Raw genomic sequence first — 17,755 nt, 5'->3', positions numbered from 1 at the left:
TCGTCAGATTACTGACGAAACGATTTTTGTTTACATAGTTTTCTCGTGGTAAAAGAAAAGAATAAAAGATAGTCTTTTATTCTTACGAATCCTTAACCACTAATCCGTATAATAAGACATCCACAATCGACGATAGAGCTTCTGAAACACTGATATTGTTCTTCATATAGAACCGTTGGTCCAGAGTCGAATTGGTTGCATCTACGATTAATTTCATAATTAAGGCGGTATTTTTATTTATGATGATTCCCTCACGAATGCCCTGCTCAATCAGCACCCGCAGCGTGTCCCAATCGTCGACAAGCGCGGCATTTACTTTCACCCATTGTTCGGGGTAGTAACGCTTCATTTGCTCCAGGATTCGCAGGTCATAGAACTCATAATGGTTGGGTAAAACCGTCATAACCCCTTTGATTTTCTCCATCAAAGTGAGCTGTTCATCCTGCACGATGGCTTCCGTCTTCTCGTCGGCCTCTCGCAAAGCCTGCTCAATGATCATCTCTAGCACATCCACTTTAGACGAAAAATGCTCGTACAGTGTGCGCTTGCTGATCCCAAGTCTCTTTGCCAGATCATCCATCGTAAATTTCATGCCTTTATCATGAATTTCTTCTATAAATGCTTTTGCAATCCGATCTTTCATTATCAATCCTCCACCCCATCGCATCGAGAAAACTAGGTAAACAAAAATCGTTTCTTCGGTGCTATACCTATATTTTACCCATACCCAGCCCATAACTCAAGTCTTCCCAACCGTGGTAAATGCATCGAAATCTATACAGGTTCAACGTAAACTTGCAAAGCTGCTAAGAAATCCTATGTTTTCTCGTTAAATCTCGTTTATTCATATGTATATAGGGGGGATATACCTGCTCGGTGCTTAAAAGAGGCGTGTAATGACGAAGCCACCTATCACAATTGCTACTAAGGTAACTACGAACGATTTAACGTACCCTCTAAGAAAAGACTCCCCGCCGTTTTCCTTGGATTGAAGAAGATGAACAAGCCCCAACCCGATCACAACTGCAAATGAACTAGCAATTGCAAAACGTAATATTTTCAAAATGTAAGTTCGTAAGGGCAGTTCGATTATTGTCCTTGTATTTTGCGTATGATTCACGGTTTCTGTATCTGAAATGAATAAGATCGCTAAACATAACCCGATTATAAAGCCATATATCGCGCCTTTAATAAGTTTCTTTTCCAAGAATGTCACCCCCTGTACATTGCCCTACACATTGCCTTCATTTCCTAAACCATCTTTAACCAACTGTATAAAAGACTCCTGCTGCTCCGGATGACAAGCGATTAGATAAGGCTCATCTAGCATACCTGCATACGGTATTCCCTCGAAATCAACAACGACACCACCCGCTTCTTGTACCATCAAGATGCCTGAATATAAGTCCGCACCTGCGGAACGATAGAGCACAATGCCATCCATGTCGCCTTTAGCGACCATGCACCAGAGCAGCGTCGGCGCCCAGAGGCGAAGCATTCTTTTACAACTTATATCAATATGGTTCCTTAAATGTACGGCAGGCTCTTGATTCTGCACGTTATGACCTTGTATCCAACCAATTGTCGATCTGCGAATTTCTGTCTTCTTTGTCACCTGTATCCGCTCACCGTTACAAGTAGTACCTTTACCATGCTCCGCAACGAACAAGCGGTCCACCATCGGCTCATATACAACAGCAAGCACGAGCTTTCCTTGATACGCTAGACTGATAGAAACAGAGAACACGGGCAGCGCAATCGCATAGTTGTTCGTCCCATCTAATGGATCTACAAGCCATAACCAGTCGCTCTCCTGATCATCCCTGCCACACTCTTCACTATCAATCTGATGATCTGGAAAATGACGGCGAATCTCGTGTATAATCACATTCTCTGCTAAGTGATCGACCTCTGTCACAAGGTCCCCGTACAAGCCCTTCTCATCAATCGTCATCGTTGTCCCAAAACGCTCTTTGGCTATTTTCCCTGCTGCTTTTGCCGCGAGAATTGCCGTTTCTCTTGCTAATTGTAGAATGTTCTCAATCATGGATGCACCTCAGTAATCGAATTAAATTATTTTTTTCACAATATCTTAATCTTAATTTAATAATTGTAGGTTATACTGGTCTCAAGTTAATCTCGATCCAAGGAGGAGACTCAATATGAAGACACTTATTAATTTCCAAAATAAAACGATTCCCGTCTATATTTCTCCAACTGTTCAAACTAAATCGAACGCACTACCTATACTAGTTGCCACACTAAACAAGAAATTTATTAGCGGCAAACGAGCGCTCCAAACCTGCTTAAAAACACTTATCAGCATTGAGATCGTCGGATCTGAAGCTATCCTGCATACAAGACGTGAAATCGATTCATTAGCGATATCCCTCTATTAAGAGGGGTATTTTTGTTTTCCATTTATTTCATGGTATAATTCACTTACAGTCACTTATAAAAGTAGAAGAGGTGAACATCATGTCTTTTTCAAAAATATTAGTCGCTTATGATGGATCCGATTTATCTAACAAAGCCCTGCATCAAGCCATCGCCCTTGCAAGTGGACGTGAAGTCCAAATCGACGTTGTCCATGTGTTCCAGATCCCTGTCTTTATTATTGGAGAAGGTGTTCTCTCACCACCTGCGAGTAAGGAACTAGAAGTCTACAATAACGCGCAAGCGATACTGGATGAAGCCAAAGAAGTTGTAGACCGTATCGCAGATGCACCTACCACCAATTATTATTTGGTTCAAGGTGAGCAATCCGAAGGCATTCTTGCACAAGCAGCCGAGTCTGGCAGTGATATAATCGTCATCGGAAACCGTGGTATGACAGGCATGCGCGAATTCATGCTCGGCAGCGTAAGCCACCATGTGGCGCAGCATTCGAAAATACCCGTACTTATTGTTAAGTAAAGCTTACGCTCCTGGTCCAACATACATAAAGCACCTTCGGGTGCTTTTTTTAGTGTTACAAGTAAGGATCTCCATCCATGCTTCTCTACCTGCTTTTGTAGGGAACCGCAATTAAATCAGGCCACCCTAGCGCAAACTCCTTGACCTGCTGATCGCCAATGATGACTGTTTTCTCTGCTACAATGACTCCACCTAATTTTTGATAAAAAGATAGAGCTGAATTTCCCTCCAGTACCCAAACCAGCAAAGAGGTAAATTTATGTTTCACTAGCTCTTGGACGACTCGGCGAAAGAGTGCGGAACCCAGCCCCTTCCCTTGATATTCTTGCAGGAAGTAGATTGCATAAATTTCCGCGTCAAACGGTTTATCCTTGTCTCGACTTGCTCCGCAATTTGCAAAACCTACAATTGTACCCTGATCCTCTACCACCCAAATCTGGTTATCCGGATTCCTATTCGCGAAGATTGACTCCCACCGCTTCTCCCTATTTTCCACACTCAAATTGGCTAGATAATCATCGGAAATGATCCCTTGGTAAGTCATTCGCCAGCTTGCTACATGCACATGAGCAATTTGCTTTGCATCTTGAGGTTGTGCCGCTCGAATCTGCATCAGAATCCCTCTCTCCCCGTTACGGAACTAATAAAACCTTGCCACGGCTTCCTCTATTCTCTACCAATTGATGAGCGAGATGTGCCTCATGCAGTGGGAAAGTGTGACCAATCTTGATCTGTAATGCACCGGTTTCGATGTAACCAAGCACTGCGTCTGCCACTACACGTAAGGTTTCCGGTCGGTACTGCCTAGTTGTACCTAAGCTAAAACCGAGTACAGAGCGGCAGCTCGCATGCAAATCTTTGGACTCGAATGTCGCAACTTGCCCGCTCGCATTACCGAATTGTACCAATCTTCCGAAACGTGCTAGACCTTTCAAGCTTTCTTTGGTCACGTTGCCTGCAATCGAATCTAAGATTACATCCACCCCGCGTCCATCAGTTAGCTCAAGTATCTTATCAGCTAACTCCGTATTGGAGAGGTTAATTACATGATCCGCACCCGCTTCATAGGCAGCAACCATCTTCTCCTCACTGCTCACCGTTCCGATTACCTGCGAAGCACCAAGAATTTTTGCAAGTTGAATAGCTGTCGTACCGATCCCCCCTGCCGCCGCATGAATAAGTACACGCTCCCCAGGCTGAATTCTCCCAACATCCGCTAGCAGCTTATACGAAGTGAATGAGACAAGCGGACATGCCGCAGCCATTGTAAAATCGATGCCATCCGGCAATACATAGGTCAGCACCGCATCCGCTACCACATACTCCGCATAGGAACCCTCTGGAAAGGCAATGACGCGCTGACCCTTGCGCAACCCTTCTACCTCACTTCCGACCTCGACAATCGTCCCTGCTGCATCCAACCCAGGTATAAATGGCAGATCCTTTGCTCCCTTGTTCCCATAGCGAGCCTTAATATCCGCAAAATTAACACTTGTCGCCGCAACCTGAATTAACACTTGGTTCGAACCTACAACAGGCCGTTCCACTTCTTTATATTCCAAAACCTCAGGCCCACCGAATTGAGATACAACTACGGCTTTCATACCGCCACCTCCATATATACTCTATTTCTACGCAAATCCACTGCCTTTATGGTATCTTTTTCCACAGTGACTGTCTATCCCCTTCGCAATTCATGAACTCAGGATTTAAAATATAAAAAAAGCCAGTACACTCAATCATTCTGAGGATACTGGCTTTTTATTGGGTATGAGTAGATCTTCTTGATTTATTGCGCCTGCAAACCCGCCGAATTCAAGAAATTCCAAGGTTTGTTATAGTGCGGTTGGAAGAAGAAATCCACAAAACCTAGCTGTTCAATTGTCATCTTGTTCTGAATACAGACAGAAAGTGTGTTAATCGACTGTGTTAATTCAGCCTTGGACATGAGTTGTGCACCAACAATGCGACGAGACTCGCATTCATATACAACTTTTAAGCTAAGCGGCTCGTTTGTCGGCATAAAGTCAGGACGGTAGGTATCTTCAATCGTAACCGCTTGAACCGTTAGACCTGCATCTGTAGCAGCACTTTCCGTCATACCTGTAGACGCGATATTATAATCGTAAATCTTGATCCCTGACGTTCCTTGCGTACCCATATAAGGAATGGTCGGCGTCACCAGATTTCGAGCTACTAATGTCCCCATACGAACTGCATTCGTAGCCAGTGGAATGTAGGCATGCTCACCTGTCGGATTGTACATAATCGCACAGCTATCGCCAGCAGCATAGACATCTGGACGACTTGTACGCATGTATTCATCGACAAGAATGGCGCCATTGCCGAGCATATCCACTTGATCTTGAACAAGATCTGTATTCGGTCTAAATCCAATACACAAGAGCACGAGATCACCTTCATACTCCCCGCTAGTCGTAACAACCTTGCTCACCTTACCATCCTTACCCTCGAATTTCGTGACGGTCTGACCGAGTGCCAGCTTCACACCGCGATCTCTGAACTCTGTTTCAATGACATCCGTAAATTCTTGATCCAAGTAGCGGTTAAGAATGCGGTCACTGCTATCGATTAAGGTCACTTGCTTCCCATTCATTTCAAAAGCTTCTACCAGCTCAATTCCAATGTATCCTGCACCAATGACGATAATGTTCTTAGCGGTTTTCGCTTTTTCAATAATCGTATTCGAGTGATTGAAGTTCTTAGATAGCACGATATTGTCCAATTCAATCCCTTCAAGCTTTGGAATGATCGGCCATGAACCTGTTGTCATAATTAATTTATCGAATGTATCGTCATATTCCTCACCTGTCACTAAGTTACGTGCGCGCAGTGTTTTACCTGTTGTATCCACGGATACGACTTCATGCTGCATGTTCATTCTCACTCCAAGCGCCGCCAACTGCTCTGGCGATGAGTAGAACAAGCCCTTCGCATCTTCCACAACGCCTCCCACATAAAGCGCAATGCCACATGATAAGAACGAAATATTATCATTTCGCTCGTACACCGTAATCTCTGCATTCGGATACATTTTTGCCGTATTTACAATCGCCGCTGTCCCTGCATGTGTACAACCAATCACTGCTACTTTCATCAATAAAACCTCCTCTAGATGTATGAAAAAATAAGTGCAATTTGCTATTGTGAAAATATTCACTTCTTATTTCAAAAAAATAATCCGTTATGGATATTCCTATTTATTGCTTGTCTATTGCTTGTGATATTTATCACTTACTTATAGATTGTATTATAATTCACAAAGTAATGAATAGCAACCCCTTTTTGTAACAAAAATCACAATGTAGAAAAACCCCTAGACAGATCCAGCCATTCTAGAGGTTTTCTGAAAGTATTATATCGAACGATCCCAACCCACATGATCAAACCACATCTGGTCGTGATTTGTAGTCAGCGCTTTGCGAACAAAAGGAATCATATGATCAGGAAGCTCATGGATTGAGAACCAGCGGAGTTCCTCACATTTACTTGGCTCCATATTTACAATATTTCCCTGCCAAGTATCTACACGTAGGTAAAAATCCATCCACTCACTCTTATCCGCATGAAGACGGTGATTAAGCCCCACAACTTCCAGATCAGCAGGATCTATACTGACTCCCGCTTCCTCCTTGGCCTCCCGAATGGCTGCTTCTTTCACCTGTTCGCCTCCATCTATACGTCCCCCGACCACACTCCACATACCAGGTGCATACTCGGTATTTTTTCTTTTTAACAGCAGCACTTCATGAGGTTGCCTATAGAAGAGCACATGCACCGTTCCATGAAAAATTGGCTTTGTTATTTCATCCACACCCCTCTCTATGCTGTTATCTGCCCGACCTCACTCTTACACCTCCGCGGCTATTTGCGCTTACCGATATACAGCAGGTGCGAAGCAACGCCTAGAATGCTAGGGTCTGCAGCCGCCTTATAGACCAAATTCATAACTCGGTTAAACTCATCCTCTCCACGTTCACGCCAGTAATCGAACTGCTCCGGATTCATCGCCCCTACGATACTGGATGAACCGATCAGACCTACACTTTCAAATCCACAAGATTCCATGAAAGGCTTAATTTCTTCAATTGGAAAATAGTACGCTCCCGTAAATCGCCCTTCATCAGCATGATTAAACGTTCCTGTCTCTAAAAATGTCTCAATTTGATCCACACTATTATGCGGCTTCCAGTGGTCCGGGAACATCAATGATGTCGTTAAAAACTTGATCCGCGTCATAAACGCCACGAAGACGATGCCATTTTGTTTCGTCACGCGATGCAGCTCTTGAACTGCTTTCACTCGATCTGCTTCTTCCTGCAAATGATAGAGTGGCCCCAGCATTAACGCACCGTCGAACTGCCCATCTTCAAAACGTTCCAAGTTCCGAGCATCCGCTGTGTGAAAACCTTGAAACTGTTCCAGCAGCTCAAACTCCTGCGCTTTCTCTTGTGCAACCTCAACCAACCTTGGTGTGTAATCTGTAAGTGTGACCTCATACCCTGCTCGCGCCAGCTCCATGGCATATTTTCCAGGACCAGCTCCATTATCTAGTATGTGTCCAGTCTGCGGTAAGTGCTGCCGGATATAATGCCAATTCACGAGGAATTCGAGCGGCTCCCGATTCAAGCGTCCCCATTCATCGAATTGATTGTAGTAAGCCATCACTTTATCCATCTCGATCATCCCCCATTTATTCAAGCTTGAAGTCCGTTCTTAATTACACTTATTCAGTCCTCAAAATCACCAGTTATCTCCACCACTCGAACCTCTTGGGGATCTATAACTGTCTGAGCCGGAAGAGGCGTCCGACCCATTATCAGAAGATGAGTACGACGAACTACTACTGGATGCTTGCCTGCGCCGATCTTCTTTTTCTTGCGAACGACGCTCTTTTTCTCTTCTCCGTCGATCATCTACTTCTTTCTGGCGGCGCCTTTCCTCTCTCCTACGCCGATCCTCTTCTTCCCGTCGACGACGCTCTTCTTCTTCCCGTCTCTTCTCCTCATGTATGATGGCATCGTATTCAGATTGCATCTGTCCAATGTACTGACTAGCTTCGCTAAGACGATTACTAACATCCGCATAGAGCCCGCGTGTAAATAAATCATTGGCATCATTTATTTTCATTTGATAATGATAACTGTAACTGCTCGATATATCCCGATTTCTAGTTCGCTTACTCACCTTTTCAAAATTACGTTGAACCTCATCTATTTCCCTTTCAGCTTGTTTTTTCAGTTGTACGGCTTGTTCCACATTCTTTTCAAAAAGGGTTATGTCATTATGAAGGGATTTTAGCATTCTTTCCGCATCTACTAGACGAGTTCGTGATGACCATAATACTTGATCTAAGTTCCCCTTATCTTTTCGAATGGTATCACTCGTCTTGGCAAGAAGCTTACCGGCTCCACTCTGTAGTGATATATCCTGTAGCGAAATGAGAGAATAAGCTTCCTGGAATTTGGCCCACAATTCAGATACATCACGATCCATCGCCTCCCGCCGCAGCACAGCTTGTGTATAAATCAGCATGCTCTCTTCCATCGCACTAGATGCTTGCTCCGACATTTGTAAGATGTGATCCACTTGCTTCCTAGCTGCCTGATAGCGTTGTTCATCAAACGAAAGTATAGCCGCCGGTAAACTCGCAACAACTTCCTTATACGACTGAATAGCAAGTTCGTATTTAGAAGGCATTGTACTCCAATCGGATTCATGAAATTGACTTTTCATTTTACTAAGTTTATCTTCGCATTCATCCTCATTACTAACGAACGATTGTATGAATTGTTGTGACTTCTCTGTATCCTGCTCAATCGAATCACGAAGTTTCACACGGTCGATAATCATCTGAACCGCTACTTGTAAAGATTCATGCAAGTCTTGAGATTGTTTGTGTGCCTCTTCTAAATCACCACTTTCAAGTGATGCACAAAGGAGCTTATGAGCATTAAGCGCATAGTTCGTCATTTCAAAGGGATTAAATTCAATGAGTTCCAATCGATTGTCTCGCAATTGCATATGAATGTTCGATTCCACCTCAGTAATGTTACGAGGGCCTTCCTTCTGGTCCGTAAGTAAACTCGGAAGTGCGTCAAACAAGTGATTATGTAATGTGGTCTGCTTACGTTGCGGTTCAAGCATTTTCTTAGCGTCGATCAGTTCCACAAGCTGTAATTTATAAATAGCTTCTGCCTTTTCCTTATTAACCTCAATTTCTTCCCAAATTCGCTTCAGATTCATCTGATAATGATGTGCCAGTTCACTCGCTCGCTCGGAAACCGCCTGAATTGCAATTTTCATTTCTTCTACTTCTCTACTGTTTGACTGATCAAGTTCAACGAGCTCATTTGCACTAGCACTTAATTGCTTCACCTTACTATCTAGATCATTAACTCTCTTTACAAGCTGATCGAGTTCAGTTGCTCCAAAAATAAAGAATTTAATCTTATGATTCGTAATAGAATCGATTAGCTTTTGAGTAAGATCTGCATGCTCATTAATTTCACTAGATAGCGGAAGGAGCGTCTTCTCAGCAGATACGCCTACATACAAATCAAGGAGTGGCCTAAGGTTTTCCTGTGCATGTAACAATTCGATCGAATTCGCTTCTGTACTTATCAAAGCTTTTTTCTTTAGAGCGACCCGCATTCGGTAACGAATAACAAAGTAGATTACAAGTGCCAATATGACACAACCAAGAACAGCAATCCCTGTAATGATAGTAGTACTTTTTGCATAAAAGGGTTCTTCTTGTGCCTGATCACTTCTCGCAATCTGGGAATCGTTCATTTGTGGTACCGGTGTAACCTCCTCTGCATCTGGTTTAGGTGGAGTGTACACTTCCGTTTCAGTTTTGGGTACCACATTTGTCTCTATATCAGGTTTAGGCGAAGCACTTGGTTCTACTACCGGTTGAGACGAAGTACTTGTTTCTGCTACTGGTTTAGTTAGTGTATTCGTTGCGGTAATCAGGTTCATAAGACCCGTACCAAAATCCCCTTCCTTTGCAAGTGGTGTAAAGTTTTTACCAATTAATCGATCGATAGACGATCGAGTAGCATAGTCACTACCAGCATAATCTTCCGGCAAGGCATCAAACTTTTTTTGAAGCGGCACATTTAAGAAATAAAGTTGAATACGGCGATCCATCTTTGAAAGTAGGATGAGGATATCATCTGCACGAAGAGACCACGTATCATACACTTGTTTGGCGTACACTTCGGCTTCTACGCTTCCTAAAGATTCAACCGTAAGGATATGGAAGGTGTAGGGAGCACTCGCCCCTGCTGCCTTCTCTAATTCCTTTACAAGTTCAGAAGGGATCATTCCCGCAGTATCATGAATAAAATTTGAGCCCTTCGCTGGGAAGTCAGCCGCATGTGCCATGCTAGTAAACATACTTAATAACAATATAAAGATTACTAGTCTTATTCCTCTCATTACAAAAAAACCCCCAATTCTTGGATGTTTGCTACTATGAATCTATTGTATCATTATTGAATCGAAGTAACATTTTTCCAAGCAAAAAAAGAGTGAATTCACCCCTAAAGGTGAACTCACTCTTAACTGTCTTATCAAACGCTCTATACGGTCTTGTGTGCACGCTCCAGGTATTCTTCTACCCATGTAGCCGTATCAGCAATGGCTGCCTCCGCACGGCTAATTGCAGCGCTCACCTGCGGTGCTGCTGTACCGCCATAGACGTTACGCGCGTTAACAACGGCTTCTGGCTGAAGCACATCGTAAATACGTTCATCGAACAACTCGGAGAACTGCAAGAATTCTTCTAGCTTCAGATCGAGCAAGAACTTACCGTTTTGAATGCAATAAAGCACCGTTTTACCAATCACTTCATGCGCTTCACGGAACGGAAGCCCTTTGTTCACAAGGAAGTCCGCAATATCCGTCGCGTTGGAGAAGTCTTGATTCACCGCTTGACGCATACGATCTTTGTTCACTTTCATTGTCGCTACCATTGGCGCGAACAACTGAAGCGCGCCTTGCAGGGTGCGAACCGTGTCGAGCATACCTTCCTTGTCTTCCTGCATGTCCTTGTTATAAGCAAGCGGAAGTGACTTCAGCACAGTCAACAAACCAACCAAGTTACCGTACACACGACCTGTCTTACCACGTACAAGTTCAGCTACGTCAGGATTTTTCTTCTGCGGCATAATGGAAGATCCTGTGCAGAATGCATCATCTAACTCGATGAAACCGAACTCGGTGCTCATCCACAACACCATCTCTTCGCTCATGCGGGAGAGGTGCATCATTAGGGTGGACGCACTAGCTAAAAACTCGATTATGAAATCACGGTCACTTACCGCGTCCAAGGAATTTTCATACACGCCATCAAACCCAAGCAGCTCCGCTACATAATGACGATCGATCGGGAACGTCGTGCCTGCTAAAGCACCTGCACCAAGTGGCAGTACATTAATACGTTTGTAGCTGTCTTTAAGGCGGTCAATGTCGCGCTCAAACATCGATACGTATGCCATCAAATGATGCGCGAGCAAAATAGGCTGCGCGCGCTGCAAGTGCGTGTAACCCGGCACTAACGTGTCGATATTCGCTTTTGCTTGCGCGATAAGTGCTTCTTGCAGCTTTTGCAATAAACCAACGAATTCTACAACCCGCTTACGCAAGTACAAATGCATGTCCGTTGCAACTTGATCATTACGTGAACGTCCCGTGTGCAATTTACCACCAACCGGACCGATTAGGTCGATCAATGTTTTCTCGATATTCATGTGGATGTCTTCGTTGGCAATTGTGTATTCCAGTTCACCCTTACGGATCATAGCCAATACTTGCTGCAAGCCATCCTTGATCTTCGCTACGTCTTCTAAAGGCAAGATGCCGCATTTACCAAGCATCGTGACATGCGCCATCGATCCTTGAATATCTTCTTCTGCTAATTCTTTATCAAACGTGATCGAAGCTGTGTACTCCTCCACGAGTTGGTCTGTTTTTTTCGTAAAACGTCCGCCCCATAACTTACTCATAGAAACCTCTCCCTATCCCAGTGTGTTAGTTATTTCTTCGACTGCTCCACGCCGGAGGAAACTTTCAAGCGAAGTGCGTTCAGACGGATAAAACCAGTTGCATCGCCTTGATCGTACGCTTGCGTTGGATCAGCTTCCATCGTTGCGATATCTGGATTGTAGAGGGATACAGGGCTCTTCACGCCAGCTGTAATCACATTACCTTTGTATAACTTCAGACGAACGGTACCACTTACATTACGCTGACTCTCATTCACCAAAGCTTGAAGCGCAAGACGCTCGGGTGCGAACCAGAAGCCGTTGTATACGAGTGTGCTGTATTTGGAGATTAAGGAATCGCGCAAATGCATCACATCACGATCCATCGTTAAAGACTCCATCACACGGTGAGCAGCGAAAAGAATAGTACCGCCCGGTGTCTCATAGACACCACGGCTTTTCATGCCGACAAAACGGTTCTCTACCATGTCCACACGACCAATGCCGTGCTTGCCGCCGATTTCGTTCAATTTTTCCATGGTTTGAAGTGGGTTATAGGACTCGCCATTGATTGTTACGCAGTTTCCTTGGTCAAAGCCCAAATCGATATATTCAGCCTGATCCGGTGCATCCTCAGGTGATACGGACATCACGAACATGTCTTTGTTCGATTCCGCACTTGCATCAAACCACGGATATTCCAACATGCCGCTTTCAAACGAAATGTGAAGCAAATTGCGGTCTGTGGAGTATGGTTTGGCTGCGGAAGCTGTCACTTTAATACCGTGTTTTTCTGCGTATGCGATCATCTCCGCACGTCCAGGGAACTGCTCACGGAATGATTCCAGACGCCATGGCGCGATCACTTGCAAGTCTGGTGCAAGCGCTGCTACGCCAAGCTCAAAACGCACTTGGTCATTGCCTTTACCTGTCGCACCATGTGCGATTGCTGTTGCACCTTCTGCGCGTGCAATTTCCACCATACGCTTTGCAATAAGCGGACGTGCAATAGACGTTCCTAACAAATATTGACCTTCATACAAGGCGCCTGATTGGAACATTGGGAAAATGAAGTCTGACGCGAACTCTTCGCGCAAGTCATCGATGTAGACTTTGGAAGCACCAGTTGCTAATGCTTTTTCTTCAAGGCCATCCAACTCTTCTTTTTGACCGATATCTGCTGTAAAAGCAATGATTTCTGCGTCATATGTTTCTTTTAACCATTTTAGAATAATAGATGTATCCAAGCCGCCCGAGTAGGCTAGCACAATTTTTTGTTTTGCCATGATAGTTCGCTCCCCCAATAGTATGCTGATATAGTGTCTTCAAAAATTACATGATCGCTGCCATGATCGCTTTTTGTGCATGCAGACGATTTTCAGCTTGATCAAAAATAATCGAATGCTTACCGTCAATCACGCCTTCACTCACTTCTTCCCCACGGTGTGCAGGTAGACAGTGCATGAATAAGTAATCGGATTTCGCAACCTGCATCAACGCTTCATTCACTTGGAAATCACGGAATGCTTCTGCACGCTTCGCTTGCTCTGCCTCAAAGCCCATACTCGCCCACACGTCTGTGTAGACAACGTCCGCACCTTCCATTGCTTCACGCGGATCGTGGCAGACATGAATCTTTGCACCTGTTGCCTTCGCATTTTCTACTGCAATCTTCACCATCTCAGCATCTGGTTCATAGCCAACAGGTGTCGCCACGCTGATATCTACGCCCAGCTTGCTTGCCCCAACCATGAGGGAATGCACCATATTGTTGCCGTCGCCGATATAAGTCATTTTCAGACCCTTCAGCTTGCCTTTATGTTCAAGAATTGTCATGTAGTCTGTCAGTGCCTGACAAGGGTGGGATAAGTCAGTCAACCCGTTAATAACCGGAACCGTCGCACCGCGCGCTAGATCCACCACATTGCGGTGTCCAAACGTACGAATCATTATGCCATCCAAGTAACGGGACATCGTCTGCGCTGTATCCCAAATTGTTTCGCCGCGTCCAAGTTGAATATCGTTCTTACTTAAGAACAACGCTTGACCGCCCAATTGATACATCCCGACTTCAAAAGAAACACGCGTACGCGTGGACGATTTTTCGAAAATCATCCCTAGGGACTTGCCCTTCAGCAAGTGATGCTGCTCGCCTGCCTTCTGTTTGGCCTTCAAATCTATAGCAAGCTCAATCAGGTATTCAACCTCCGCAGGCGAATAATCAACCAATGCAAGGAAGTCGCGCCCTTTAAGCCCTAATGCAATCTCGTTGTCTACCATAACGCTCATCTTTCCTCATCCTTTCTTTATTCAAAATAACCTGATGTTATTTAAATTGTCGAAATTGCTGATGCTGCTTTTTCAGCTAATACTTGGCACACCACATCTAATCCATGATCCAGATCCTCTTGCGAGATCGTCATTGCAGGCACAATCCGAATCACATTCGGACCGGCAGGAACGACAAGCACTCCTTTGGCATGAATCGTGTTAATAATGTCAGCCACAGGTTCTGTACATACGATTCCAAGCAGTAAGCCTTTACCACGAATGGTTGTAACCAGTGGATTGCTCGCCAACTTCTCTGTCAGTTGAGCTAGCACATACTCGCCAAGTTCGGCTGCACGCTCAACCAAATTTTCTTCAAGCATCGTCTCCACTGTCGCAACGCCTGCTGCCATTGCAGTCGGTACGCCACCAAAAGTGGAACCGTGCGCACCCGCTGTATAAGCCGGAATGAGCTTCGCTTTACCAAGCATCGCGCCGATTGGGAATCCACTGCCGAGACCTTTAGCTAGTGTGATGATATCCGGTTCAATCCCGTAGTGTTCATACGCAAACAACTTGCCCGTACGCCCCATACCCGTCTGAATCTCATCAACAAGGAGCAGAATGTCTTGTTCCTCACACAATTGTGCAAGCTCCCTAACGAAAGTAAGATCAGCCGGAATAACGCCGCCTTCACCTTGGATCATCTCAACCATGACTGCACAGGTACGATCACTCAGCAGCGCACGCACAGACTCTAAATCGTTGTAATCTGCATAGACAAAACCTTCAGGAAGCGGCAAGAAGCCTTCTTGCACCTTCGATTGACCTGTTGCTGTAAGCGTCGCAAGTGTACGGCCGTGGAACGACTGACGGAATGTGATGATTTCATAACGATCTGTCCCCTTTATTTTTTGCGCATAACGACGTGCAAGCTTGATCGCCGCTTCATTGGCTTCCGCACCCGTTGAGCAGAAGAACGCCGCATCCATACAGCTGTTGTCTACTAACAATTGGGCTAGACGCTCCTGATGCGGTAAATAGAATAAGTTACAGCCGTGCCAAAGCTCATCTAGTTGAGCAACCAACTTATCTTTGACCTTCGGATGAACGTGTCCAAGATTCGTCACCGCGAGTCCGCACATCAGATCGATATATTCCTTGCCTGTATCGTCCCACAGACGGCTGCCCTGCCCCTTCACCAGCTTAATTGGAAACTTTGAAAAAAGCGGAAATAAGTAGCTTTGCTTCTCCTCTTGACCCATCGCTCATCCCTCCAAAATTAAATCGGGTTTAACCCGATTATTGTTGTTTACTTTTGCAAAATACGTGTGCCAATCGCTTCGCCACCCATTACTCGTGAGAGCACTTGCGGCTCCTCGCCATGCACGATGACAACTTCTTGCACATCACCTTGTATACACGCAATCGCTGCACGCACCTTGGGAATCATGCCCCCGTAGATATCGCCACTTGCGATCATTTCTTCGATTTCCGCTACGGTAACTTGCGGCAGAACAGTCTTTACACCATCAATTGGCTTCATAATGCCCGGTACATCCGTCACAACGATCATCTGCTTCACACCGATTTGAGAAGCAACAGCGCCCGCTGCCGTGTCCGCGTTGATGTTATATCGCTGCGTGCCGTCGGGGCTAATACCGACTGGCGCAATCACAGGTATATATCCCATTGCCACGATACCTTCAACTAACTCCCTGTTCACGGCTGTTACATCGCCAACAAGACCAACTTCGTGTGCATTTGCTACTGGTTTGGCTTCGATTAAACCGCCATCCACACCCGATACACCGAGTGCTTTAGCGCCGGAAATACCGATGCGGCGCACGATTTCTTTATTAATACGACCTGCGAGCACCATTTCTACAACGTCAAGTACAGCTTCGCTTGTTACACGTAGGCCGCCGACAAATTCAGTTGTGATCGCAAGCTGATCGAGTGTTTCCGAGATTGCAGGGCCGCCACCGTGTACGATAACAGGCATTTGACCAGTCTGCTGCAAGTGACGTAAATCGTCGAAAAAGGTTTGGGGTAGGGCAGCAAGTGTGGAGCCGCCGCATTTCATGACGAAAGCTTGATTGTTCATTGGGCATTACTCCTTACATTGAGCGTGCTGCAGAGAAAGGAAGTGCTTCCGGTCGCTGTTGAAATCGTGAAATTTTGATTAGGTTAATGAGGGGATTTCACTCTTTCAAAGGCTAACGCTTCGCTCCTTCAGCACTTCCTTTCTCTTACGCAACCATTTTTATCCGTATGCTTACTTTAAACATTCAAATGTTTTTTTGAATACGATTAAGTTCGGTACGCGGCGTTGATGCGCACGTAATCATATGTTAAATCACAGCCCCAGGCTGTGGCTTTGCCTTCACCGTTATGCAATTGCACGTAGATCTGAACGAGGTCGCCTTTGAGATATTCCGTTGCCGCGGCGTCATCGAATGGTACAGGTCGAGATTGCGTCAGCACTGTGAAGTCACCAACGTTAATGTCTACGGTGTTTACGTTTACGGGCTGACCTGCGCGGCCGATCGCCGCGATAATCCGTCCCCAGTTCGCATCAGCACCGAAGCAAGCTGATTTAACAAGGCTAGAGCCAACCACTGTCTTCGCGATAGCACGAGCTGCGTTCTCCGTAACGGCACCGCTGACGTTCACTTCGATAAGCTTCGTTGCGCCCTCACCGTCACGAGCAATTGCTTTCGCTAGGTATTCGGATACGAAGCGGAAGCCTGCTGCGAACGCATCCCAGTCTGGATGCGCTGGGCTCAGTGGCTCGCTGTGATCCGCGAGCCCACTTGCTAGCACGACGACCATGTCATTCGTGCTCGTGTCGCCATCCACGGTAATCATATTGAACGTGGAGTCCGTCATTTCACCCAGCAGCGCTTGCAGATGCGCAGGTTCGATCTTCGCGTCGGTTGTCATAAAACCGAGCATGGTTGCCATGTTCGGGTGGATCATACCCGAACCTTTGGCTGCACCGGCGATGTGTACCACAACGCCGCCTACTTCTAAGCGGACGCATGTCATCTTCTGCACAAGATCCGTCGTGAGGATCGCCTGGCAGAAGTCTTCGCCGCCGTCCGCTTTGAGCTTCGCCGGCAGCTCCGCCATGCCGGCGTTCACCTTATCCATCGGCAGCAATTCGCCGATGACACCCGTGGATGCAACGCCAACTAGCGTTGCGTCCAAACCTAGCGCCGCCGCAAAGCCGGCGCGCATCTGGCGAGCGTCGGCTTCGCCCTGCTCGCCCGTACAAGCATTGGCGTTGCCGCTGTTGACCAGCAACGCCTGTAACTTTCCGCAGGAGGCAGCGACGCTCTCCTGCGTTACTTTCAGCGGTGCCGCTTGAAACGCGTTTAGCGTATACACGCCCGCCGCCGCTGCCGGCACTTCACATACGATCGCGCCTAAATCGTAGCGACCGTTCTTTTTCAAACCGCAGAACAGCCCGCCTGCACGAAATCCTTTTGGCATCGTAACCGATCCTTCTGGTATTACTGTAAACATGGATCCAGCCATAGTTCCTCTCCCCA

17 protein-coding genes are annotated in these 17,755 nt (G+C 45.8%); 2 read left to right on the top strand and 15 right to left on the bottom strand.

Annotated features, from left to right (window positions below; genetic code table 11):
• Positions 1–82: 82 nt before the first annotated feature.
• The 3 genes from ACSBOP_RS00870 to ACSBOP_RS00860 form a co-directional block, all read right to left on the bottom strand.
• Complete coding sequence (locus ACSBOP_RS00870; RefSeq protein WP_442602648.1) at positions 83–643, bottom strand: TetR/AcrR family transcriptional regulator; 561 nt, start codon at positions 641–643, stop codon at positions 83–85.
• Between the two features lie 237 nt (positions 644–880).
• Positions 881–1,207: a hypothetical protein gene (locus ACSBOP_RS00865; protein WP_442602647.1), complete on the bottom strand. Its 327-nt coding sequence runs from the start codon at positions 1,205–1,207 to the stop codon at positions 881–883.
• A gap of 24 nt (positions 1,208–1,231) precedes the next feature.
• Entirely contained in the window at positions 1,232–2,047 is an 816-nt protein-coding gene (locus ACSBOP_RS00860; RefSeq protein ID WP_442602646.1) for an inositol monophosphatase family protein, read from the bottom strand.
• Positions 2,048–2,162: 115 nt separating this feature from the next.
• Between ACSBOP_RS00860 and ACSBOP_RS00855 the strand changes: the two genes are divergently transcribed.
• Positions 2,163–2,399 carry a 3-dehydroquinate dehydratase gene (locus ACSBOP_RS00855; RefSeq protein WP_442602645.1) on the top strand — a complete coding sequence of 79 codons (237 nt, stop codon included), beginning with the start codon at positions 2,163–2,165 and terminating at the stop codon, positions 2,397–2,399.
• Positions 2,400–2,478: 79 nt separating this feature from the next.
• Positions 2,479–2,916, top strand: coding sequence for a universal stress protein (locus tag ACSBOP_RS00850; protein ID WP_442602644.1), 438 nt, complete (start codon positions 2,479–2,481; stop codon positions 2,914–2,916).
• A gap of 85 nt (positions 2,917–3,001) precedes the next feature.
• On the opposite strand, the gene ACSBOP_RS00845 is transcribed toward ACSBOP_RS00850, so the two are convergent.
• The 12 genes from ACSBOP_RS00845 to argJ form a co-directional block, all read right to left on the bottom strand.
• A complete protein-coding gene (locus tag ACSBOP_RS00845) occupies positions 3,002–3,529 on the bottom strand; it encodes a GNAT family N-acetyltransferase (RefSeq protein WP_442602643.1) in 528 nt (175 codons plus the stop codon).
• Positions 3,530–3,548: 19 nt separating this feature from the next.
• The gene (locus tag ACSBOP_RS00840; protein WP_442602642.1) at positions 3,549–4,520 is read right to left on the bottom strand and encodes a quinone oxidoreductase family protein; all 972 of its coding nucleotides are present in this window, start codon (positions 4,518–4,520) and stop codon (positions 3,549–3,551) included.
• A 185-nt stretch (positions 4,521–4,705) separates the two neighbouring features.
• Positions 4,706–6,034 (bottom strand): FAD-dependent oxidoreductase, encoded by a 1,329-nt coding sequence (locus tag ACSBOP_RS00835; RefSeq protein ID WP_442602641.1) that lies wholly within the window; start codon positions 6,032–6,034, stop codon positions 4,706–4,708.
• Between the two features lie 258 nt (positions 6,035–6,292).
• A complete protein-coding gene (locus tag ACSBOP_RS00830) occupies positions 6,293–6,751 on the bottom strand; it encodes an NUDIX domain-containing protein (RefSeq protein ID WP_442602640.1) in 459 nt (152 codons plus the stop codon).
• A gap of 50 nt (positions 6,752–6,801) precedes the next feature.
• The gene (locus ACSBOP_RS00825) at positions 6,802–7,614 is read right to left on the bottom strand and encodes a class I SAM-dependent methyltransferase (protein WP_442602639.1); all 813 of its coding nucleotides are present in this window, start codon (positions 7,612–7,614) and stop codon (positions 6,802–6,804) included.
• 66 nt (positions 7,615–7,680) lie between these two features.
• Positions 7,681–10,383 carry a TPM domain-containing protein gene (locus ACSBOP_RS00820; RefSeq protein WP_442602638.1) on the bottom strand — a complete coding sequence of 901 codons (2,703 nt, stop codon included), beginning with the start codon at positions 10,381–10,383 and terminating at the stop codon, positions 7,681–7,683.
• Between the two features lie 143 nt (positions 10,384–10,526).
• On the bottom strand, positions 10,527–11,951 hold the full coding sequence (gene argH, locus ACSBOP_RS00815; RefSeq protein ID WP_442602637.1) for an argininosuccinate lyase: 1,425 nt from the start codon (positions 11,949–11,951) through the stop codon (positions 10,527–10,529).
• Between the two features lie 29 nt (positions 11,952–11,980).
• Positions 11,981–13,216: an argininosuccinate synthase gene (locus tag ACSBOP_RS00810; protein ID WP_442602636.1), complete on the bottom strand. Its 1,236-nt coding sequence runs from the start codon at positions 13,214–13,216 to the stop codon at positions 11,981–11,983.
• Between the two features lie 46 nt (positions 13,217–13,262).
• On the bottom strand, positions 13,263–14,210 hold the full coding sequence (gene argF, locus ACSBOP_RS00805) for an ornithine carbamoyltransferase (protein WP_442604331.1): 948 nt from the start codon (positions 14,208–14,210) through the stop codon (positions 13,263–13,265).
• Between the two features lie 50 nt (positions 14,211–14,260).
• Positions 14,261–15,463, bottom strand: a complete 1,203-nt coding sequence (locus ACSBOP_RS00800) for an aspartate aminotransferase family protein (RefSeq protein WP_442602635.1) — start codon at positions 15,461–15,463, stop codon at positions 14,261–14,263.
• 47 nt (positions 15,464–15,510) lie between these two features.
• On the bottom strand, positions 15,511–16,305 hold the full coding sequence (argB, locus tag ACSBOP_RS00795) for an acetylglutamate kinase (RefSeq protein WP_442602634.1): 795 nt from the start codon (positions 16,303–16,305) through the stop codon (positions 15,511–15,513).
• Positions 16,306–16,511: 206 nt separating this feature from the next.
• Entirely contained in the window at positions 16,512–17,741 is a 1,230-nt protein-coding gene (gene argJ / locus ACSBOP_RS00790; protein ID WP_442602633.1) for a bifunctional glutamate N-acetyltransferase/amino-acid acetyltransferase ArgJ, read from the bottom strand.
• Between the last annotated feature and the right edge of the window lie 14 nt (positions 17,742–17,755).

This window comes from Paenibacillus sp. KN14-4R, from assembly GCF_052180255.1.
GTDB lineage: Bacteria > Bacillota > Bacilli > Paenibacillales > NBRC-103111 > Paenibacillus_AM.
This window is presented reverse-complemented; position numbering and strand designations above follow the sequence as displayed.